The sequence below is a fragment of the Oceanimonas baumannii genome, assembly GCF_002245495.1.
Classification (GTDB): Bacteria; Pseudomonadota; Gammaproteobacteria; order Enterobacterales; family Aeromonadaceae; genus Oceanimonas; species Oceanimonas baumannii.
In genome coordinates, this window is the sequence record NZ_NQJF01000006.1 from 174,350 (window position 1) to 191,986 (window position 17,637).

The 17,637-nt window shown below is 58.7% G+C and carries 26 protein-coding genes; 5 read left to right on the forward strand and 21 right to left on the reverse strand.

The features are described 5' to 3' along the window. Window positions 1-4: 4 nt before the first annotated feature. From B6S09_RS08710 to B6S09_RS08745, 9 genes are all read right to left on the reverse strand, one after another. Complete coding sequence (locus B6S09_RS08710; RefSeq protein WP_094278110.1) at window positions 5-460, reverse strand: DUF2597 family protein; 456 nt, start codon at window positions 458-460, stop codon at window positions 5-7. Further along, entirely contained in the window at window positions 457-1,581 is a 1,125-nt protein-coding gene (locus B6S09_RS08715) for a DUF2586 domain-containing protein (RefSeq protein WP_094278111.1), read from the reverse strand. Before B6S09_RS08715 ends, B6S09_RS08710 begins: the two co-directional genes overlap by 4 nt. A gap of 1 nt (window position 1,582) precedes the next feature. Further along, window positions 1,583-2,245: a phage virion morphogenesis protein gene (locus tag B6S09_RS08720; protein WP_094278112.1), complete on the reverse strand. Its 663-nt coding sequence runs from the start codon at window positions 2,243-2,245 to the stop codon at window positions 1,583-1,585. Then, window positions 2,242-2,739: a phage tail protein gene (locus B6S09_RS08725; protein WP_094278113.1), complete on the reverse strand. Its 498-nt coding sequence runs from the start codon at window positions 2,737-2,739 to the stop codon at window positions 2,242-2,244. Before B6S09_RS08725 ends, B6S09_RS08720 begins: the two co-directional genes overlap by 4 nt. Beyond that, window positions 2,736-3,194: a head completion/stabilization protein gene (locus tag B6S09_RS08730; protein ID WP_094278114.1), complete on the reverse strand. Its 459-nt coding sequence runs from the start codon at window positions 3,192-3,194 to the stop codon at window positions 2,736-2,738. The genes B6S09_RS08725 and B6S09_RS08730 overlap by 4 nt, the downstream gene beginning before the upstream one ends. Before the next feature lie 5 nt (window positions 3,195-3,199). Next, window positions 3,200-3,523: a hypothetical protein gene (locus B6S09_RS18295; RefSeq protein WP_134113977.1), complete on the reverse strand. Its 324-nt coding sequence runs from the start codon at window positions 3,521-3,523 to the stop codon at window positions 3,200-3,202. Between the two features lie 104 nt (window positions 3,524-3,627). Next, window positions 3,628-4,341 (reverse strand): phage terminase small subunit, encoded by a 714-nt coding sequence (gene gpM / locus B6S09_RS08735; RefSeq protein ID WP_094278115.1) that lies wholly within the window; start codon window positions 4,339-4,341, stop codon window positions 3,628-3,630. Window positions 4,342-4,345: 4 nt separating this feature from the next. After that, window positions 4,346-5,407, reverse strand: coding sequence for a phage major capsid protein, P2 family (locus B6S09_RS08740; protein WP_094278116.1), 1,062 nt, complete (start codon window positions 5,405-5,407; stop codon window positions 4,346-4,348). A gap of 9 nt (window positions 5,408-5,416) precedes the next feature. Next, window positions 5,417-6,307: a GPO family capsid scaffolding protein gene (locus B6S09_RS08745; protein WP_094278117.1), complete on the reverse strand. Its 891-nt coding sequence runs from the start codon at window positions 6,305-6,307 to the stop codon at window positions 5,417-5,419. A gap of 176 nt (window positions 6,308-6,483) precedes the next feature. Here B6S09_RS08745 and B6S09_RS08750 point away from each other — a divergent pair, with 176 nt between their 5' ends. From B6S09_RS08750 to B6S09_RS08770, 5 genes are all read left to right on the forward strand, one after another. Further along, complete coding sequence (locus tag B6S09_RS08750) at window positions 6,484-8,298, forward strand: terminase large subunit domain-containing protein (RefSeq protein ID WP_094278118.1); 1,815 nt, start codon at window positions 6,484-6,486, stop codon at window positions 8,296-8,298. Then, a complete protein-coding gene (locus B6S09_RS08755; RefSeq protein ID WP_094278119.1) occupies window positions 8,295-9,284 on the forward strand; it encodes a phage portal protein in 990 nt (329 codons plus the stop codon). Before B6S09_RS08750 ends, B6S09_RS08755 begins: the two co-directional genes overlap by 4 nt. Before the next feature lie 83 nt (window positions 9,285-9,367). Further along, window positions 9,368-9,622 carry an ogr/Delta-like zinc finger family protein gene (locus B6S09_RS08760; RefSeq protein ID WP_094278120.1) on the forward strand — a complete coding sequence of 85 codons (255 nt, stop codon included), beginning with the start codon at window positions 9,368-9,370 and terminating at the stop codon, window positions 9,620-9,622. Window positions 9,623-9,718: 96 nt separating this feature from the next. Then, the gene (locus B6S09_RS08765) at window positions 9,719-9,901 is read left to right on the forward strand and encodes a type II toxin-antitoxin system HicA family toxin (protein ID WP_094278121.1); all 183 of its coding nucleotides are present in this window, start codon (window positions 9,719-9,721) and stop codon (window positions 9,899-9,901) included. A 45-nt stretch (window positions 9,902-9,946) separates the two neighbouring features. Next, the gene (locus tag B6S09_RS08770) at window positions 9,947-10,384 is read left to right on the forward strand and encodes a type II toxin-antitoxin system HicB family antitoxin (RefSeq protein WP_094278122.1); all 438 of its coding nucleotides are present in this window, start codon (window positions 9,947-9,949) and stop codon (window positions 10,382-10,384) included. Between the two features lie 40 nt (window positions 10,385-10,424). On the opposite strand, the gene B6S09_RS08775 is transcribed toward B6S09_RS08770, so the two are convergent. The 12 genes from B6S09_RS08775 to B6S09_RS08825 form a co-directional block, all read right to left on the reverse strand. Then, entirely contained in the window at window positions 10,425-11,606 is a 1,182-nt protein-coding gene (locus tag B6S09_RS08775; RefSeq protein WP_094278123.1) for a MucR family transcriptional regulator, read from the reverse strand. Further along, window positions 11,599-11,982, reverse strand: a complete 384-nt coding sequence (locus B6S09_RS08780) for a hypothetical protein (RefSeq protein WP_094278124.1) — start codon at window positions 11,980-11,982, stop codon at window positions 11,599-11,601. The genes B6S09_RS08775 and B6S09_RS08780 overlap by 8 nt, the downstream gene beginning before the upstream one ends. Beyond that, window positions 11,979-12,302, reverse strand: coding sequence for a hypothetical protein (locus B6S09_RS08785; protein ID WP_094278125.1), 324 nt, complete (start codon window positions 12,300-12,302; stop codon window positions 11,979-11,981). Before B6S09_RS08785 ends, B6S09_RS08780 begins: the two co-directional genes overlap by 4 nt. A 145-nt stretch (window positions 12,303-12,447) precedes the next feature. After that, window positions 12,448-12,606 carry a hypothetical protein gene (locus tag B6S09_RS18455; RefSeq protein WP_166670300.1) on the reverse strand — a complete coding sequence of 53 codons (159 nt, stop codon included), beginning with the start codon at window positions 12,604-12,606 and terminating at the stop codon, window positions 12,448-12,450. A gap of 1 nt (window position 12,607) precedes the next feature. Beyond that, complete coding sequence (locus B6S09_RS08790) at window positions 12,608-12,931, reverse strand: hypothetical protein (protein WP_094278126.1); 324 nt, start codon at window positions 12,929-12,931, stop codon at window positions 12,608-12,610. After that, entirely contained in the window at window positions 12,928-13,842 is a 915-nt protein-coding gene (locus B6S09_RS08795; protein ID WP_094278127.1) for a DNA cytosine methyltransferase, read from the reverse strand. The genes B6S09_RS08790 and B6S09_RS08795 overlap by 4 nt, the downstream gene beginning before the upstream one ends. Beyond that, complete coding sequence (locus B6S09_RS08800) at window positions 13,839-14,258, reverse strand: DUF5405 family protein (protein ID WP_094278128.1); 420 nt, start codon at window positions 14,256-14,258, stop codon at window positions 13,839-13,841. Before B6S09_RS08800 ends, B6S09_RS08795 begins: the two co-directional genes overlap by 4 nt. Further along, window positions 14,258-14,452: a hypothetical protein gene (locus tag B6S09_RS08805; protein WP_094278129.1), complete on the reverse strand. Its 195-nt coding sequence runs from the start codon at window positions 14,450-14,452 to the stop codon at window positions 14,258-14,260. Before B6S09_RS08805 ends, B6S09_RS08800 begins: the two co-directional genes overlap by 1 nt. Next, complete coding sequence (locus B6S09_RS08810; protein ID WP_094278130.1) at window positions 14,445-16,673, reverse strand: replication endonuclease; 2,229 nt, start codon at window positions 16,671-16,673, stop codon at window positions 14,445-14,447. Before B6S09_RS08810 ends, B6S09_RS08805 begins: the two co-directional genes overlap by 8 nt. After that, entirely contained in the window at window positions 16,673-16,933 is a 261-nt protein-coding gene (locus B6S09_RS08815) for a hypothetical protein (RefSeq protein WP_094278131.1), read from the reverse strand. Before B6S09_RS08815 ends, B6S09_RS08810 begins: the two co-directional genes overlap by 1 nt. Continuing rightward, window positions 16,930-17,394 carry a hypothetical protein gene (locus tag B6S09_RS18650; RefSeq protein WP_243832816.1) on the reverse strand — a complete coding sequence of 155 codons (465 nt, stop codon included), beginning with the start codon at window positions 17,392-17,394 and terminating at the stop codon, window positions 16,930-16,932. Before B6S09_RS18650 ends, B6S09_RS08815 begins: the two co-directional genes overlap by 4 nt. Continuing rightward, window positions 17,391-17,630, reverse strand: a complete 240-nt coding sequence (locus B6S09_RS08825) for a hypothetical protein (protein ID WP_094278132.1) — start codon at window positions 17,628-17,630, stop codon at window positions 17,391-17,393. The genes B6S09_RS18650 and B6S09_RS08825 overlap by 4 nt, the downstream gene beginning before the upstream one ends. Window positions 17,631-17,637: the final 7 nt, after the last annotated feature.

Sequence of the window (17,637 nt, forward strand, 5' to 3'; positions counted from 1 at the left end):
GCGGTTAACCCAGCAGATGACGGGTATCGTCAGCGGAGAGGTAGGGCACGCCGTTGATGCGCACAAACTCGGGATCGGTCACGAAGCCCTTAATCTTGTGCACTTGCTTGCTGCCGCCCTTGCCGTCAATGTCGAGCAGGTCGGAGATCTGCAGCTTGATGCCGAAGGCTTCAATGCGGAATTCTTCTTTGTCGGCCTTGGCGTAAAACAGCGCATCATGGGGATCAATACCCCGCCACGAACCGGCACTGGCGGCCGCGTCACTGAGCAGGTTAAAGTTCTTGGTATCCAGCTCATATTCCACGTCGGCGGTGACGTCGCCATCCACGTAACCGTCGGTAATGCCCCGGGTCTGGGCAGCGGCGGTGCTGTCGTTGATGGTGACGGTGGCTTTCTCGACGTGGATCATGGTGCCCAGGATTTCCACATCAAAGTTCATACCGGAAATGCGGCGGCTCATTGGTTGTCTCCCGGGTTGCTGAGATCAAGGATGATGTTGATAGTGATTTTTTTGGGGCAGTCGTAGGGGCGCGCCATGGCGTAGATGGCCACCTCGTACTTGCTCAGCCATTCAATGGCGATGTCGCCATCTTCAGGCGGCATGACTTCGCCGGGGAAGGTGACACCGGCAATGGTTACGCCACGACTCATGACCCGCAGATCGCGCATGAAGTAGAGCTTTGCGGCGGCAATGCTGCCCGGGGTGCTGTTGAGCTGGCGATCACCAATGCGGCCAATAGCGCGGATGCGCAGTTTGCGGGCCACCTTGTCGGCAACACGGCGGTTTTCTACTACCTGGTAGTCACCACCGGACACGTCCAGCATGTTGCCGTCGGCCCAGTACACGCCGTCATAATCCGGGAACCACCAGGGCACGGAATAGCGGGCAGCCTCCAGGGTCTGCAGGGTGGCCAGAGACAGCTCGGTGCCGTTGCTGTCGACCGGTACCGGCCCCAGGCCGACCACGGCCCCGGTTTTCACTCGCATGGGAGTGTCGGCCACGGTCACCGCGCGGTTGCACAGACGGCCGGCCATCACGCCGGCGTTGTTGCCATGTAACTGGGGCACCAGCATCACGCCGTCGGCGGCAATGCCATCGGCCAGCGCGACCATGTCGGCTTCATAGGCGGGCCAGTCTTGGGGCTCTGCGCCGTCGGTCACAATGCCGTTGGTGGCCAGGATCATGAATTGCCAGCGGCCCCAGGTGGCAATCAGCTGGTTGCGCAGAGCCTGGGCGGCATTAATCTGCTCGGCGGTGGTCACCGGCTCCAGCAGTACCACGGCTTCAAAGGACGCGACCTTTTGTGCAGCCAGCACGGCGGCGGTCCAGTCTTCCCCCAGAGCCAGCGCATGGGCATGGGCGCTCCAGTTCTGGCCGGCGTTCTGCATGGCGGCCTTGATGTTGGTTTTCATCGGGCTGGCGTTGACGCCCAGAAGATCGTCCAGATCTGACTGGGTGTTAATGGACAGCAACTTGCCGTTGTTTTTGGTGGCCTGACCCACAAACAGGAAATGTCGCTCCACCTCTTCGGTGGGGCCCTGCATCTGGTTCAGGTTGTTAATCTGGATTTTTGGGGTCATGTTAACCTCTGCGGTTGAGTTCAGCGGCCAGGGCGTCCAGCACCTGCTGCTTGTCGATTTCAATAAAGGGCCGGGCCGGCACCTTGATTTCCCAGCTGGCTTTGCCTGCACGCTGGTTGCGTTTCTCGGCAATCAGCATCTTCAGGGTCTGGCCGGCCTGCTCATAACTCATGTTTTTTTGTATCCAGGCCAGTCCTGGCTTGCGGGTACGCTTCACCCTTTTGCCCACGGTGATGGTGTATCCCAGCTGACGCAGTAACCGTGCCTGGTGGCGGGTAGCCGGGCCGTCCTGGTCGGCAGCTTCTTTCGATTTACCGCTGCGTTTACGGGCTTTGGCCCTGGTATAAATCTCCGGCAGGCCGTACTGGTGTTTGAAGGCGGTTTGCCCGGCTTTCCGGTCCTTCCAGTGGGCGGTTCCCTGATCCGGATTGGTGTCTACCCTCAGTCCCCGGCCCATTTTTTTGAGCATTTTTCTCCGGCCCTGTTTGCGTTTGGGCCAGGGCTGGCCATCCGGTGCTTTCTGGGCCTTCAGGTTTGCCTTGGCGTCCTTAACGGCCTGACGCATGACCTTGTTCAGCAGACGCTCCCGACGATCTGGCGGCAGCATGGCGAGCCTGAGCCGGTCGGCGACAGAGACAGCGCCTTTCAGGTCAAACGCAATCACGCATCACCTACCAGCGGCCAAGGGCCGTTTTCGTTCACCCACAACTTGCCGTACTCCGCCACCCAGATCTCGTAGGGGGCCAGGCGGTAGCGTTCGCCGCCGTAGCGGATGGGGCCAGCCGCATCGGGTACCATCAGCAGGGGCTCGGAAAACAGCACGCTGATGGTGAGGTCGGCGCTGTGCTCGTCGATCGGCTCCACGTCATAATCCGGGTCAGGCAGTTCCAGCCGTTCGCGGTCGGTGTCGTGGTCCTGCAGCCAGGCGGCCACGGTGGCCAGCACTTCAGCCGGGTTCAGTTCGCGGAACGGCAGGTCTTCCACCATAAACACTGCCTGGTAGTTGAGCCGGGCCAGTTCCACACCGGTGCCGCCGTCTTCGGGTGTGAGCTGCAGGGTGCCGTTCTGCATCCAGGCATCAAAATCCTTGCGGCACTTGGCCGGCAGCACGTCCTTGATGGCGGTGCTCAGCTGGTGCAGGTAGTAGCCCTGGCTCATAGCAATTCAATCCCGCAGCGGTGAGCACCCTTGATAGCCCGAATATGCTGCTGGCTTTCGGCCAGCAGGGCGGCACGCACATCGCCGCTCTGGGTAGCCTGGTTATTGCCGGTGTCGCGCTGGCTCAGGCTGCCGGCCTCGGTAACCAAATCGGCCTTGGCACGGGCAAACACCGCCTGGCGATAAAGCGCCGTGAGCATGTTCTGGGTGCCCACGGAAGGGCCGGGCACGGCGGCGGCATTGCCGTGCCCCTCGGCCAGCAGCCTTGATTTGGTAAACACCAGCTCAAGGTTGACCTGGGCCACCGCAGACAGCACCGCAGCAGCCACAGTGGCAGGCTGCAGATCGGCGGGCATAGCGCGGTCACGCTCAAAGTCGCCCACTTCAATGTCCGGCCAGAAACCATCGTTGGTGATGGTGCTCTGCTGATAATCGGTGCTGTTTCCGCTGAACATAAGGCTTAGTCCCAGCTAGAAGATGAGCTTGAGCTGCCACCACCTGAGCAGCTGGAAGATGATGAATAAGAACTGGAAGCGCCACTATCTGAGCAGCCATGACTTGAATGGCTGTGATGGTGGGTGGTGCTAATCTGGCTCATTCGACTTGCTTCATCAGCGATCACGGAATGGAGCATCATCTGGTTATTCAGGTTATGTTGCTGAGCCACGAAAGCATCGTGGTTTTCGGCAATGGTGCGATGCGCACGGTCAGCTGGGCGCTTCGCCTGAGCCGTTGAGTTCTGCTTCTTGTTGCTAGCTTTCCGCTTTTTAAGCCATCCAAACATACGGCCTCCATGTGAATAGGTGCGCCCCTGGCCACGGTGTTGGGCAACAGCGTTAAGGCATTGCCTTGGCTGTTCCCGCACCGCCGGGGCGCGGCGGCGTGGAGCTAGTCTTGCTCAAGCGCCCGCAGGCGCATGGCAATTCTGTTCCTGTGGGTTTTTACCTGGGCACCCACCGGATCCCATTCGTGTGCCTTCGCCAGCAGGGCGTCGGCCTTATCGAGCACATCCGGGTCACTCACGGCGCTGGCTCTGGGTTCACCGGTGGCGTCGCGCAACAGCAGCAGCCCGGCAAACTTGAAGTATTTGGCGGTGAGCTTTTCATTCAGCCGCCAGTCTTTGGCCACATGAGCAAACACCCGGCTGAAATAGGGCTCTACGGCCTGGCCCTCGGCAGCCTGCTGCTCGGCCCACTCCAGCACGGTGTCCGCCACAAAGTGGGGGAAGTCGCGCTTCATGCGGGTGGGCGTGTGCTGGCCTTGTGCAATGGCCACTTCGGCCCAGTCCAGTGCCTGTTCAAATTCACCCAGGTCGAACAGCCAGACGATCAGCGTGGCAAACAGCGGGTTCTGGTGGCTCTTTTCCGCAGCCAGGTACTGCTCCACATAGGGGCGGTACTTGGGCAGCAGTTCGCGTTTCAGGGCCACCTTGTCGCTGATGCGATCCAGTGTCTTCAGCCGCTTTTCGTCCTGCTCCAGTGCCAGCAGCTGCAGGTGCAGGCTGTGGGCAATGTCGCCGGTAGCCTGGCCGGTGGTGGCGGCTTTTTCTGCCGCCTGCCGGGCGCGGTGCCGATCACGATGACGCTGGGCCGGGGTGCTCATTCAGTTAACCTGTCTGCTCTTCTGTTTTTTCCTTTGCGGGATCGGGTTTGATTTCTACGCCCGATTCATCAAAGGAGGCATACGCGCGGTATTCGCCCACGGCGTAACCTTCCATGCGCCAGTACTGGCTTTCAAAGCCCTTGCGGTCCTGGTTGTGAGCCGCACTGCGCTGGCGGGTGCCGCGCTGGGTGTACAGGTGCAGGTTGCTCGGAATAGTCACTACCATGCGCTTGCCCGGGAAGAACGGCGGGGTGATGGCCTTGCGGCCGGCAACACTGGTGGCCAGCTGCTGGGCGGCGATCTGTTCGGTGGGCTTGTCGGCCTGTTGATACAGCCGGCCCTGAGCAGCGGCCACCAGATCGGCACCCACCATCACGGTCAGGCGCGGGTCGTTACGGAACGCCGGGTCGATGGTGCTGTTAATCAGGTCAGAAGCCATGGCATCCAGGGTGTTGTAATCGCCTTTACCGGCAGGGTCGAAATACACCTTGTCCTGAGCCGAACCGATGATCTGAGAGCCACCGTTCCACTCGCTTACCAGCTGCTGCCAGCCCTTGTTCACGTCCTGACCCAAGGGGTTTTTGGTGGGGTTGGTGTTGGCAGCGGCTGATGTGCCGTTAAAGCCCACGCGGATCATGTCCAGCGCAAAGGTCTGGTTAATGAACTCGTTTACCAGGCGCAGAAACTCGCCTTCGTTGCCGGCGTTGGCCCATACCGCCAGCGTGGCCCAGGACAGCAGGGCACCGGAGTCGGTTTCGGTCAGCTCGTAGTTGTGGCCACCCACGCCTACTTCCTTGATGAAGCGGCCCGAGGCCTTTCGCCCCGAGTGAATGCTGCCAATGCCCACGTCTACTACCTGGCCCTTGATCTGGTCCACGTCGGCCAGAGTGATCATGCGCAGGAAGTCGGCGGACTCCAGCAGCGCCTGACGCAGGCGGGTTTCTTGCGGGCCAACAACGGAAAACTGTTGTTTCAGGCTTTGGGGATCAATGCCGTAGCCCTTGGCCAGCTGAGAGCAATATTGCTGCAGCATGGCGGCGGCCTGGGCGGTGAGGATCTGGCTCATGCTTGCTCCTTAAACCAGGTGATAAATGTCGCCGCCAGCGGGGGCACCGCCGGGGGTTTGGCCGGGCTGCTCTTTCAGCAGGCTGGAGAACTGGGTTTCCAAATCGCCCTGCTTGCTGGCCACGCCTTCTACGGCATTCAGCAGTTTGGTGAACTGCTCGGCGGTGATGCCTTTGGTGGCGGGTTGCTCGGGCTCAGGTTTCGTCTCAGGTTCGCTGGCCGGGGTCGGCTCTTCTTTTTTGCTGAAGGCTTCAAACTGGGTTTCCAGCTCGCCCTGTTTGGTGGCGACGCCTTCAACCGCTTTCAGCAGTGTGTTGAACTGTTCTTTGTCCATTGCTGGATCCTCGGGGGTGTTGTCGGTGGGGGCAGGGGGCTCTTGCTCCTGGCCTTTGAGCCAGGCGGTAAACTTTTTGAACATGCCCACTTCTTGCTCACGATCGGCCAGCTCTTTCAGGCTGAACGGCTCGCTCTGGCCAATCAGCTTGTTGTGCTCTTTGCCGTTGGCACTGAACTGCATGCGGGTGGTGCCGGTGCTGGCCGGCTCGCTGGTGACACCCATACCTATCAGATAGGTTTTATCGCCGCCGGCGAATTGCTCCTTGGGTTCAATGCTGCAGAACTGGTACTGGCCGATCTGGTTGTAATAGATGAGATCCCGGTTCGGGCGCAGCACGGCGAACAGCTTCATCTTGCCGTCTACTTCCTCGGCCTTGAGGCTTTCAACACTGCCCATGGCTGACCAGCGGTAATGGTCCGGCCAGATAACGGCGGTGTAGTGGTCGGGATCGTAGGTCTCGGCCATATCGGTGAGCCATTCGCGGGAGATATAACGCCCGTCAACGCTGTTGCCTTCGGTGGCAATACAAATCCAGCCTGTGCGTAACCGTGAATCGGGTTTCATGTGCCTGCTCGTGTTCAAATATGGCGACAGGCTAGGGCCTTGCGGCGGCAATTTCATCTGTTGCTGTTCCGCTCAATTCCGATTTTTACGTTATCGGAATTTCTAGGAATTTCAGGGGCATAGAAGGTGTGTTCGGGTGGGTATGATGGCCGCATTCATCACAACCACGGAACGCAATGGCCTACTCAGAAGAAATCCGCAACGCCGCCAAGGGGCTGTATTTAAAGCGCTGGCTGCCCAGGGAAATTGCCCAGGAACTCAGCCTGAACTCGGTGCGGGTGGTGTATCAGTGGGTGGAGAAATATTCCTGGGATGCACTGCTGTCGGAAATTCAACTGGAGGATGCCATTGCCTTGCGGGTGCAGCTGCTGCTGAACCGGGAGAAAAAGAGCCAGGCCGAGCTGGACGAACTGGACCGCTTGATCAGCCAGCATGTGCGGCTGAAGAAAGAGTTGCTGCAGCTGCGCGAAAAGGAAGTGGGGCTGAAAGAGCGGGAAGCGGCCATTGCTGCCGGCGACGAGCCACCAGAGCCACGGCGCGGCCGCAAGGGTGGTGGCCAGAGCAAAGGCGGCAAGGGTAAAAAAGGCAAGGCCGCCAAAAACAACGTGGGCGAGCTGCTGCCGGAAGACTTTCAGCCGTTTCTGGATACCCTGTTTGGCTATCAGCTGCGCTGCCGCGAGGCCATGCACGATCCGGAGGTGCCGCGCACCCGCAATATATTGAAGTCGCGCCAGATTGGCATGACCTATTACTTTGCCGGCGAGGCGCTGGAAGACGCAGCCCTGACCGGCGGCAATCAGATATTCCTGTCGGCCACCCGTGCCCAGGCCGAGGTGTTCCGCTCCTACATCATTAACATTGCCCGGGAGTTCCTGAGCGTGGAGCTGTCGGGCAACCCGATAATCTTAAGCAACGGCGCTGAGCTGCACTTTCTCTCCACCAACTCCAACAGCGCCCAGTCCCGGTCTGGCAACGTCTACATAGACGAATACTTCTGGATCCCGGGCTTTACCAAGCTTTCCAACGTGGCCTCGGCCATGGCCACGCAAACCCGCTGGCGTAAAACCTATTTCTCCACGCCCTCGGCCAAGGCCCATCCGGGCTATGGCTTCTGGACCGGGGACGACTGGAAGAACGGCAAAGACAGCCGCAAAGACGTGGAATTCCCCACACTGGATGACTACCGCGACGGCGGCCGGGTATGCCCGGACCGGCAATGGCGCTATGCCATTACCGTGGAGGATGCCGTGGCCAGCGGCTGCAACCTGATTGATGTGGACGAGCTGCGGGACGAATACGCCGACGAGGTATTCCGTAACCTGTTCATGTGCGAGTTCGTGGACGACGAAGCCAGCGTGTTCAAGTTTGGCCAGCTGGAAGGATGCGGCGTCGACACCGAACTATGGGAAGACTTCGACCCACGGGCGGCCCGGCCGTTCGGCACCCGGGAAGTGTGGCTGGGCTATGACCCGAGCCGCACCCGCGATAACGCCACCCTGGTGGTGGTGGCCCCGCCGCTGCTCAGCGGTGAGCCGTTCCGGGTGCTGGAGCGGCACCGCTGGCGAGGCCTGAACTTTCAGCACCATGTAGCGGAAATCGCCAAGATATTTAAACGCTATCGGGTGACTTACATTGGTGTGGACATCACTGGCATCGGTGCTGGCGTGTTCGATTTGCTTAAGACCAAGTTCCCCCGCGAGGCCCATGCCATTCACTACTCGGTAGAGAGCAAAAACCGCCTGGTGCTGAAAATGATCGACGTGGTGGAGGCGGGGCGCATCAGCTGGGACCGGCTGCTGAAAGATATTCCGCTGGCCTTTATGGCCATCAAGCGCACCACCACTGGCAGTGGCAATGCCATGACCTTTAAGGCCGGACGGGACGCCACCACCGGCCACGCCGATGACTTCTTTGCCATTTCTCATGCGGTGATCAATGAGCCGCTGGACCACACGAACAAACGCACTTCAACCTGGGCTATTCAAAAATGAGCGAACCCAACCAATCCAAAGATCTGATCGCCTTTAGTTTTGGCGAGCCTGAAGCGATAGAGCCCAACCGCTGGCTGACCGATTACGCCGAACTGTTTTATGACCATTATGCCGACTACTGGAGCACGCCCATCAGCCGCCAGGGGCTGGCCCAGATCGCCAACACCAACGCCCACCATGGGGCGCTGATTTACGCCCGGCGCAATATGGTATCTGGCCGCTTTAAGGGCGGGGCCGGGCTCAAGCGCCGGCAAATGCAGGCCTTTGTGCATGATCTAATCCAGTTCGGTGACGCTGCCTTTTTGAAGATACGTAACGGCCTGGGCCGGGTGGTGCGGCTGCATCCGCTGCCGTCCATGTATCTGCGCCGGCACCAGAGCGGGGACTTTCGGCTGTTGCGGGCCAACAACGAGCAACTGCATTACCGGCAGGACGATGTGATCTATCTGTCGCAGTATGACCCACGGCAGCAGATTTACGGCCTGCCGGATTACCTGGGCGGAATTCAGTCGGCGCTGCTGAACCGGGACGCTACCTTGTTCCGGAGGCGCTATTACCAGAACGGTGCCCACATGGGCTTTATCTTCTACGCCACCGACCCGAACCTGAGCGAAAGCCAGGAAGAAGATCTGAAAACCAAAATTCAAAGCTCCAAAGGGGTGGGCAACTTCCGCAGCCTGTTTATAAACATTCCCAACGGCAACCCGGATGGGGTGAAGCTAATCCCGGTGGGAGACATTGCCACCAAGGACGACTTTGACCGCATCAAGAACATCAGCGCCCAGGACGTGCTCACGGCGCACCGGTTTCCGCCGGGGCAAGCGGGCATTATCCCGAGCAATGCCGCCGGCCTGGGTGACCCGGAGAAGACAGACGCCGTTTACACCCGCAACGAGGTGTTGCCGCTGTGTGAGCTGATTGCTGATGAAGTGAATTCGGACCCGGATATTCCGGCCCGGCTGGCCTTGGAATTTGTGCTGGAATAACTGGATAAACAGCCAGTGGTTTGGTGCCGTGTGATACCAGATGCGGTATGATAGGTACATGTTTATTTGAGGGGTAATTACACATGCGCGTTTATTGCAGGGAGTGTGGCAGCAAAGGCCGGATAACCAAAACCAACCGCCTGAGCCGTGATTACACCGAGCTGTATTGCCAGTGCAATGATGCCGAATGCGGCCACACCTGGGTGGCCAGCTTTGGCTACCGGCACTCGCTTAGCCCCAGCGCCAAAACCACCAGCCAGATGGCATTTCACCTGGCAAGGGCACTGCCACCGGGGGCACAACAAGATTTATTAAGGGAACTGGAAGGGGCGCGATAAGCGCCCTTTTTTATCTTCTTCAAAATTTAGTGTGTATATGTGTGTACTTGTGTGTATTGGTGTGTATAATGGTATCACTTGGTTAGGAGGTACTAAATGACATCAGGAGACCTGATCAAGGAATTGAAGGCCGCCGGCTGCGAACTTAAACGGCAAGGGAAGGGAAGCCATGAGATCTGGTTTTCACCAATCACAGGCAAAACATTTCCAGTACCGCACCCAAAGAAGTCGCTGCCAGTCGGAACCATCAAGTCCATTAAGAAAGCGGCGGGGATTTAATCCCCCCGCTCCTTGGACTTATCACGGTGTTTAGCGGAGGTACTTATGTTGTTTTCAGTCGGTGTTGAATATCCATCCCATGATGGGGAGGCGCTCGGCCTAGTGGTGCCTGCGCTTTGTATTGATGATTATGCTTGCTTCAGCGCAGCCGACAGTGAAGAGCAAGTAAAATCCATGGCTACTGAGGCGATTGCCCTGGTAGTTGAGGAAATGGTTAGCAATGGAGTTAGTGTCGGCAACATTAGGGATATGGGACCACGCCATTATCGACAGCTAGAAGATTACAATCATTGCGACGGTTGGTTACTGCTGGATGTAGATCTTAGTGAGTTTATGGGCAAGCCTAAGCGTATTAATGTCAGCTTGCCTGATGGCCTGATTCAGCTGATAGATAACAGGGTGAAATATTCACAAGGGCAATACCGGGATCGCAGTCATTTCTTAGCTGTAGCCAGCCGGCATGAACTGGAAGGGGCGCAATAAGCGCCCTTTTTTGTGGTTGGGTGTTGGGGTCACGGAAAGGTCAGCGGCGGCGCAGCCCCAGGCGGGCGGCCCTGGCCTGAATGCTGTTCACGGTGCGACCCAGCGCCTCGGCACAGCCAGCCGCCCCCAGGCTGGCATAATTATCGATCAGAAATTTCTCCTGTTCGGCTGACCAGCGGGGCGTTTTCCCTACCAGCCCGAGTTCAATCATTTTCCCCCTGACGCTGTTGGCATCTCGTTTCAGGTGCCGGGCAATATCCGCGGCTGTTTTTCCCTGCCCGAACAGGGTGATGATGGTGCTCAATTCCTCGTCGGTGTAACGCCGCCACTGCTGCTGGAAGGTGTAGCCCATTTTGAACACCTGTGCCCGCGTGGCGCTGAGCGACCGGCCCAGCGCCTTGGCGGCCTCGGCGTAGGAACTGCCCGCCTCCAGCATTTGCTTCAGTTTGGTATCATCGGCGTCCGTCCAGGGTTGCCGTGGCACCTGTTTTCGGCTGCCCTTTTTCAGCCCCAGGGTAGTGACCCGCGTGTTCACACCGTTGTAGGTGCGGCCCAGCTGCTGGGCTACCCAAGCCGTGCCGTGCTGGTCGAGGTGCGCGGCAATAAACTCATCTTCCTGCGGTGTCCAGCGCCGGATCTTGATTGGTTGTTTCAGCCCGATTTGTTCCACGATGGCCGCCAGCTCGGGTTTGGTCATGCCGAGCCGACGGGCCGTCCAGTCCATCCCTTGAATGAAAAAATTGTCCTTGATGAACTTCAACTGCTCCTGAGTGATATTTCCGGCCTGTAATGCGCGGTACTCACGCTGGTACTGGCGGGCGTGGTCGGCGTCGCGGCCATTGGCACGTTTGGCCCCGGGTGGCAGTTGCGGGTGCTCGATACGTTTGGCGATCTCGCCCTGCTCGGCCAGATCGTAATCCCGGCGCTGGCCACGTCCGGCGCGGCGGGCCTGCTCCACGGCGGCGGGCAGGTGGTCATGGGTGAGCGTGCCGGCGGCGATCATGCGGTTGAGTTTGTCACGCTGGGCCTGGCGGTAGCCCAGCCCGGCCAATGGGGTGCCGGTGGGCAGGTTGTGTCGTTCGCGGTATTCCTCGGCGCTGAGCTGGTGCGCTCGCTTGAGGTGTACCGGCAAAAACTGGTAACGCTGCCCGCACTCCAGACACTCGATCCGGTCGTGGTTGAGGTAGGCGTCCACGTCCGCCTTGCTGGTGATGTTAGTCACAGGCGGCGTCCAGGTTTTTTAGCACCCAGGCCGACAATTTCATACCCTCGCGCTGGGCCTGTTTGACGAATTTCGCCTTGAGCTGGCTGTTCAGCCGGATCTGCATCTGCGTATCGGCGGGCAGCTCGCCCTGGGCGTGCAGGTTGCCCAGGTTGCCATGAAAGCCACGGGGCGGTCTTCCTTCAAATCCGTCGCGGTAGCCGTCGCCCATATCTTGGCGGTGGCCGTCGAGTCCCAGCCACTGCTGGTGCTCGGCCTCGGTGCCGAACTGCTCGCCGTGGTAGTGGCGGCGCAGGCCGCGATGGTAGCCTGTCGCGTAGTCCCCGCCCACGGCTTCGGCGGCGGCCATATAGGTTTTGAATTTGCTTTCGTTCACAGTCCAACCTCCTCGTAGTCTTCATAGTGTGATGCAATGTGACCAGCTACAGATACATCCTCATCAATGAAAACTGAGCCGTTAGAAAGGCTTTCTTCAATGGCTTGGTCCGCTTCCATTTGGCCTTTTACAAACTCTGCATCAGCACAGAAGCCTGCTTCATCAACGTTCACCTCGATAATCACAAACTCAGGGGAATTATTAGCTCCGTACTCCTCAGCAATCTTTTTTGACGGCGTGAGATACACTGGGGCAGAAAGAAAACCATCACTGATAATGGACTGGTAATTTTCAACTGAGGTGCTGTGGTACATCTTCATGACTGACTCCTTGGTGCCCGGTTCCGCCGGGGCGGTGAGTGGCGTCTTGCTCAACTCATGGTTCAAATATAATGCCCGCCAGTTTGATTGTCAATACAATCAAACTGACTTTATTTTCCACGTTCACGGAAAGGGCATGGTTGTTTTACCACCCTGCGTTCACTGCCCATTGATACACCATGCCGCCCCAGAACATCAGCAACCCACTCCAGTAGGGAAATGCCATTCCCAACAGATAGGGGGTTAGGTAACAGGCGGAGCAAAGCAGGGCCATGAGCAGATACCACTTAATCTTTTGTGACATGTCACAGCTCCAGCTTTTTGGACTTTTCGGTGTGCCAGCATCGGGCATCACCTTTTAGCAGGCCATCACACCCGCCGGGAAGTGGGCTTTTGCAGTGGCTGCAGTTGCCCAGTTTGGCCAGCTGGCTTTGCAGTTGCTGCCAGTTGCGGTGGATCAGCAGGCTGATGTACTCGTCTTGGGTATAGGGGCCGCGCACGCCGCCCCGGATTTCACACAGCTGCTGCAGCCGCTCTATTTCTGCAGAACCCAGCATCACCTCAATTTTGGTGATACCGGCCGCCCTGGCGGCGGCGCGGCTTTTACGTTTGCGGTCGGTGGGGGTCATGCGGCTTCCTTGATGGCGTTAATCAGATGCATTGCTGCCAGCGGTGCCACTGCATTACCGGCCATGTGCACGGTGAGCCTGTGGTTTTTGGGCCGCTGAATCCAGTCGGGAAAGCTCATGGCAGCCAAGTTCTCGTCGGCACTCAACATGCGCATGCAGCCGCCGTCAATCACCGCCCAGCGGTCACGGGTAGTGATAGTGCCTATTGGTCGCCCGGGGCAACGGCCGCTCTTAGTGTTGCCGTAGTAGCTCATGACAAAGCGGTCGCCGTACTGCTTTCTGCCATTGGCTATCCGTTCCAGAGTTGCGGCGGCGCGGCCCGGCTTGTTGATGGCTGACCATCGGCCACCTTCCCAGTCAATGAATGAACTGGCAGCCACATGGTCGAGCTTTGGCAGGTTCAGTTTGAGCGGTGATTTTGAGCGGCTGGCCACCAAGAACAGGCGCACCCGGTTCTGTGGCACGCCCAGATCTGCAGCGTCTACAATATGCGGTGCCAGACTGTAGCCCAGCGCATTCATGGCCGCTTCCCATGCAGTGTAAAGCTGCCACTGCATAAATTCGGGCACATTCTCAATCAGCGCGAAGTCGGGCTTGTGGTATTCGGCGGCGGACACTACCGCCCAAGCGGTAGAGCGGCTGGCATCATGCTCGGGGTTGCCGCTGGTTTTTCCCCTGGCCTTGCTGTGCCCCTGACAGCAGGGGCTGGCCAGCAGCAGGTCGTGAGCAGGCACCTGCGCCCAGTTAGCCTGCTGCAGATCCTGACAAGCGTGCTGGGTTTCCGGGTGGTTTACGCTGTGCCAGTGCACAGCGTCGGGCCAGTGGTTGGCGGCCCATACTACGGGCACGCCTGCCATTTTGGCGCCAGTCGAGAAGCCGCCGAAGCCGGCGAACAGGTCGATTGCTTTCATCCTTTCGCCACTCCCATGCGGACCAGGTGGCTTTCTGCAGTGAACAGGTGCCGCTGCGACTCTTCCAGCGCTTTCTCGATTCGGTGCCTTTCTTCTTCGCTCATGTCTTCGCCAGGGTCGAAGCCGACGAAGGCCAATGGCTTCATGCCAACCTTGAAGGCCTGCAGGCAGGCGGCTGCGGTGTCGGCGATGATCTGCTGGCACTGCTGCAGGGTGGTGGCGTCGGACTGTCGCAGTTCACGCTGCATCAGTGCTTTCACTAGCAGATCTATGCTGTGGTAGTAGCCCACAGCCTTCAGATAGGTTTCACCGGCCTGATTGGAGTTGTCGCCCTTCACTGCTACCTGGTTCAGGATGAACTGCAGGTTGTCGCTGGTGATGATGTATTTTTCGTTTATCTGGATGTTAATGCTCATCAGTCCTTCTCCATCATTCGGTTTAATACGGTTTTGCAGCGTTCGCGTTCTGCCGGCTCCAGGCTGTTTAGCCAGTTGTTTATGGCCGGTCGGTTGCGGGTGTTCAGCCACTGGCGGCATTGGTTAGTGCGCTCCAGGCATTCGGCTTTTTGCTGTGCCCAGGCGGCCTCTTGTTCGGGAGTGGTGTTACTCATGCTCACTCCCGTGGTAGAGGTCGTTCATCCAGTTGGTAAAGTCGTCTTCGTGGTATTTGGGGGCAGCGTCTTCCAGCCAGTTGGCTTCATCTTCCATCTGCTCTATCAGGGCTGCAGCTTGATCAAGGGCCAGCTGCTGATATTGCTCGGGGATTTTGGCCAGCCAGGGCTCAAGATCCTGGCCTGAGCGCAGCAGCTTCATGGCCTCGGCGCGGTAGCCGGCGGCACGTTCCTGCCGTCCGGGCGGGTTCATGCCCGGGCGCTGGCGGCTGGTATTCAAACAGCCGTTGCGAATGCTGATAAATAAACCGTCCATGGTGATAACGGCACCGGTTTGAAGCCGTGCCAGGTCTGTTTCATCCAGGCCGAGCAGGGCCAGCTCACGCTTGAGGGGATCCTTTTCTGCCAAAATCTGATCCCCCGTACACTTATTGTCAGAACTCCAAGGGGCGCGGCTGTCGCCGCTTAAGGGCAACTCGCTGCGCTCGCCAAGACCAGACCGCGACAAGGTCCACCCCTGGTGCCGAGTGTCCACTTCCTGGCCCAGGCGAACGGCGGAAGGAATGCCGTCCACACAAATGACGGTGTTAACTGTGCGCAGGCCGCGCAGCTTCTTTACGTCTTCGCCGTATTTGCTGGCGGCAAACTTCATCAGGTGGTTGAGTTGAACAAAATGATCCTTGCGTTGGGTGTCTATGCCGCCCATCAGGTTAACGAATTCGGCCCACTTGCCGTTGTCTGCAGCCTTGCGGGCCGGCTCCAGAATAGGGTTTTGAGTGGCTTCGCGCAGGCGGCGCAGCTCGCGCCACACGGTAACTGACGGGCCGCCAATCTGCTGAAACTGCCGCACGTTCCAGCGGCTGGCCCAGGCGGCCACGTTGGTGGCGGTTTCTTCTGCGGCGGTGCCGGTCTCTTCGTCTATGCCAACGCTGAAGCCGTCAATGTTCTTGGCGATGTATTTGGCAATGTAGCCGGTGGCGGATCCTTTGGCTGGGTCAATGGCCACCCAGTCAAAGCGGGGCTTATAGGTGCGGGCCAGCTCAGCTTTGTCGTGCTCGCAGGCGTATTTGCGCAGCACCCAGCGCAGCAGGCGTCGCTGCTCGGGGCGCACAAACAGCAGCATGTGCCAGTGGGGGGTGCCGTCGTGGTGAGGCTCAACCACGCGAAAGCCAAAAAAGCGCACGCCCATGCGGGCCAGTTTGGCGCGGGCCTTGGCCCACTGGCGGCACAAATGAGCCTGTGCATCACGGGGGTGGCTGCCGTCGTAACGGGGGTTCTGCACGGTTTTCTTTTTGCGGGTAACAGTCCAGGCGTGATAGCGGGACGGAGCGGTTACGGTGTAAAACTCACCCGCCAGGCCATGCTCTTCGGCTACCTCCTCAAAACCACGCATGCGCATCATCAGTTCCAGCCGGCGCAGCTCTGGGTTGGCCATGCTGGACTTCACTGCCTCGGCCAACGGAATTTCCAGACCCAGTTCATCATTAACGGCATACATGCTCCGTACCCAGGCAGCACCGGCGCGACGGCGCTCGCAGTGCTCCTGTTTTGCTTTGTACGATACATAAGGGCTTACGCCCCTACGCACCTTGCCCACAATGATGGCCACGTGCTCTGTATAGCGGTTCCAGGCTTTGGTGATTTGGCGCTCCCACCACCCTTCATCCTGCAGGCGGGCGAGGGCAGCGGCGGTCACATCCAGATCACGATCACTGAAGCCCTCTATGGGGCAGACGTTTTTGAAGGTGGGCAGCAACGGAGAAATGCCCCACTTGCGGGCCGGCTCCATGGCTGCATTCAGCAGCTCTTCGGCATTTACCTTTTTAGTGTGCTGCTCGGTCATGGTCAGAATGATGTTCACCACGGCATTGGCCCACTCGCGGGCAATGTTGGCCCGGCTGGCTTCGTTGGCGATCATGCGCAGGGGAAGGGGGAAGCGGGCAGCGTGCTCTTGTATTTTTTCCACCATTTTGCGCAGCCAGATGTTAGCGCTGCGTGGTTTATATTTTTTGAGCCTGTATTGGTATTCCTTGAACAGGCTGCCGGCGGCATGCTGCTCTATGCCATCCAGCAGTTGGGTAGCCCAGTTCAGGTTGTCTTTTTCGTGACGTGCCTGGTACAGCTCGGTGTTAACCTTGGTGCCGGCCACGCGGGGGCCGCTTTCTTCTTTAGCAGGCGCAAAAAAGGCGGCCACATCGGCCGCTTCAACATGTAGAGTCATTAAAGTACCTGTGAGCCTAACTGATGAACGGGAGCGGTTTTGCGCCACCAGGCGCTGATGGTGGTGGCAATAGCCAGGGCATTCAGGCCCAGGGCTTGCCAATAGAGAGAGCGAATGGTGCCAAGGTCCAGCAGCAGCCGGGCCCGGTCGGCCTTCTTCTCAAAGCACTCCCGCCAGTGCCGCCAAAAATCGGCCTTGGCCTGCCGCCAATGGGCGCGAAGGTGGTCGGTGGCGTTCAGCTTGCGGTCTTTCATTTTCATGCACTCACCCCCTTGGTCACTCGGCCAAAGGTGAACACCATGGTCTGAATGGCCACGCTCTGCTTACTGGGTTCACGCACGGGCAGCATGGCGTTAATGCTGGCATTAAGGGCGGCGGCACGGATCTGAAGAACAGTTGCGGGGCTAAAGCCGCTGTTAACGGCATCTTCAGTGATGATGTGGCGCAGCTCTATGTCTGCAATGCCGGCTTGAGCATCAAGGCGAGCAGCACGGTAAAAGCGGCGAAACAGTTCACGCTCAGTCATGGCAGCGCCGTGCTTTTCAGCTTGCTTGCGAGCGTGTGCGGCCAAATGCAGACATTGCGCGGCTTGCTGGCGTCTACCTCCCAGCCTGTAGCTGGAAGCCAGCTCAACGCTGAGTTTGGCTTGATCGATATTCCGCTCTTTCAATTTGGCGTTGTAAACCAGCTCATCCATGAGAAATTCCACGATGTTAGTCATACCTCACCTCCGGCAGTAATGGAGGCCATGGGGGCATGCAGCCACAGGGCATTTTTGCGCTCTGTTATCTGTTCATAAAGGGCGTCGTATCCGGACTGGTGAGCCACTTCGGCCAAGGCCTCCAGGGCACATTCGGTTTGCAGCTCCATGCCTGCAGCTTTGTTCTGGCGGGCCAGTTTGTTGAACTCGTTCAGGTATCCGTTGGCTACCTGGCTAATCGTGTTAATTTGTGTCATATTTACT

Coding starts and splice junctions, on each gene's coding strand:
- B6S09_RS18295 (WP_134113977.1), bottom strand. CDS start 3,523: ATGTTTGGATGGCTTAAAAAGCGGAAAGCTAGCAACAAGAAGCAGAAC.
- B6S09_RS08805 (WP_094278129.1), bottom strand. CDS start 14,452: ATGAGTAACACCACTCCCGAACAAGAGGCCGCCTGGGCACAGCAAAAA.
- B6S09_RS08795 (WP_094278127.1), bottom strand. CDS start 13,842: ATGAAAGCAATCGACCTGTTCGCCGGCTTCGGCGGCTTCTCGACTGGC.
- B6S09_RS08770 (WP_094278122.1), top strand. CDS start 9,947: ATGTTGTTTTCAGTCGGTGTTGAATATCCATCCCATGATGGGGAGGCG.
- B6S09_RS08800 (WP_094278128.1), bottom strand. CDS start 14,258: ATGAGCATTAACATCCAGATAAACGAAAAATACATCATCACCAGCGAC.
- B6S09_RS08810 (WP_094278130.1), bottom strand. CDS start 16,673: ATGACTCTACATGTTGAAGCGGCCGATGTGGCCGCCTTTTTTGCGCCT.
- B6S09_RS08825 (WP_094278132.1), bottom strand. CDS start 17,630: ATGACACAAATTAACACGATTAGCCAGGTAGCCAACGGATACCTGAAC.
- B6S09_RS08785 (WP_094278125.1), bottom strand. CDS start 12,302: ATGAAGATGTACCACAGCACCTCAGTTGAAAATTACCAGTCCATTATC.
- B6S09_RS08715 (WP_094278111.1), bottom strand. CDS start 1,581: ATGACCCCAAAAATCCAGATTAACAACCTGAACCAGATGCAGGGCCCC.
- B6S09_RS08725 (WP_094278113.1), bottom strand. CDS start 2,739: ATGAGCCAGGGCTACTACCTGCACCAGCTGAGCACCGCCATCAAGGAC.
- B6S09_RS18455 (WP_166670300.1), bottom strand. CDS start 12,606: ATGTCACAAAAGATTAAGTGGTATCTGCTCATGGCCCTGCTTTGCTCC.
- B6S09_RS08815 (WP_094278131.1), bottom strand. CDS start 16,933: ATGAAAATGAAAGACCGCAAGCTGAACGCCACCGACCACCTTCGCGCC.
- B6S09_RS18650 (WP_243832816.1), bottom strand. CDS start 17,394: ATGACTAACATCGTGGAATTTCTCATGGATGAGCTGGTTTACAACGCC.
- B6S09_RS08750 (WP_094278118.1), top strand. CDS start 6,484: ATGGCCTACTCAGAAGAAATCCGCAACGCCGCCAAGGGGCTGTATTTA.
- B6S09_RS08730 (WP_094278114.1), bottom strand. CDS start 3,194: ATGTTCAGCGGAAACAGCACCGATTATCAGCAGAGCACCATCACCAAC.
- B6S09_RS08710 (WP_094278110.1), bottom strand. CDS start 460: ATGAGCCGCCGCATTTCCGGTATGAACTTTGATGTGGAAATCCTGGGC.
- B6S09_RS08760 (WP_094278120.1), top strand. CDS start 9,368: ATGCGCGTTTATTGCAGGGAGTGTGGCAGCAAAGGCCGGATAACCAAA.
- B6S09_RS08790 (WP_094278126.1), bottom strand. CDS start 12,931: ATGACCCCCACCGACCGCAAACGTAAAAGCCGCGCCGCCGCCAGGGCG.
- B6S09_RS08765 (WP_094278121.1), top strand. CDS start 9,719: ATGACATCAGGAGACCTGATCAAGGAATTGAAGGCCGCCGGCTGCGAA.
- B6S09_RS08755 (WP_094278119.1), top strand. CDS start 8,295: ATGAGCGAACCCAACCAATCCAAAGATCTGATCGCCTTTAGTTTTGGC.
- B6S09_RS08745 (WP_094278117.1), bottom strand. CDS start 6,307: ATGAAACCCGATTCACGGTTACGCACAGGCTGGATTTGTATTGCCACC.
- gpM (WP_094278115.1), bottom strand. CDS start 4,341: ATGAGCACCCCGGCCCAGCGTCATCGTGATCGGCACCGCGCCCGGCAG.
- B6S09_RS08740 (WP_094278116.1), bottom strand. CDS start 5,407: ATGAGCCAGATCCTCACCGCCCAGGCCGCCGCCATGCTGCAGCAATAT.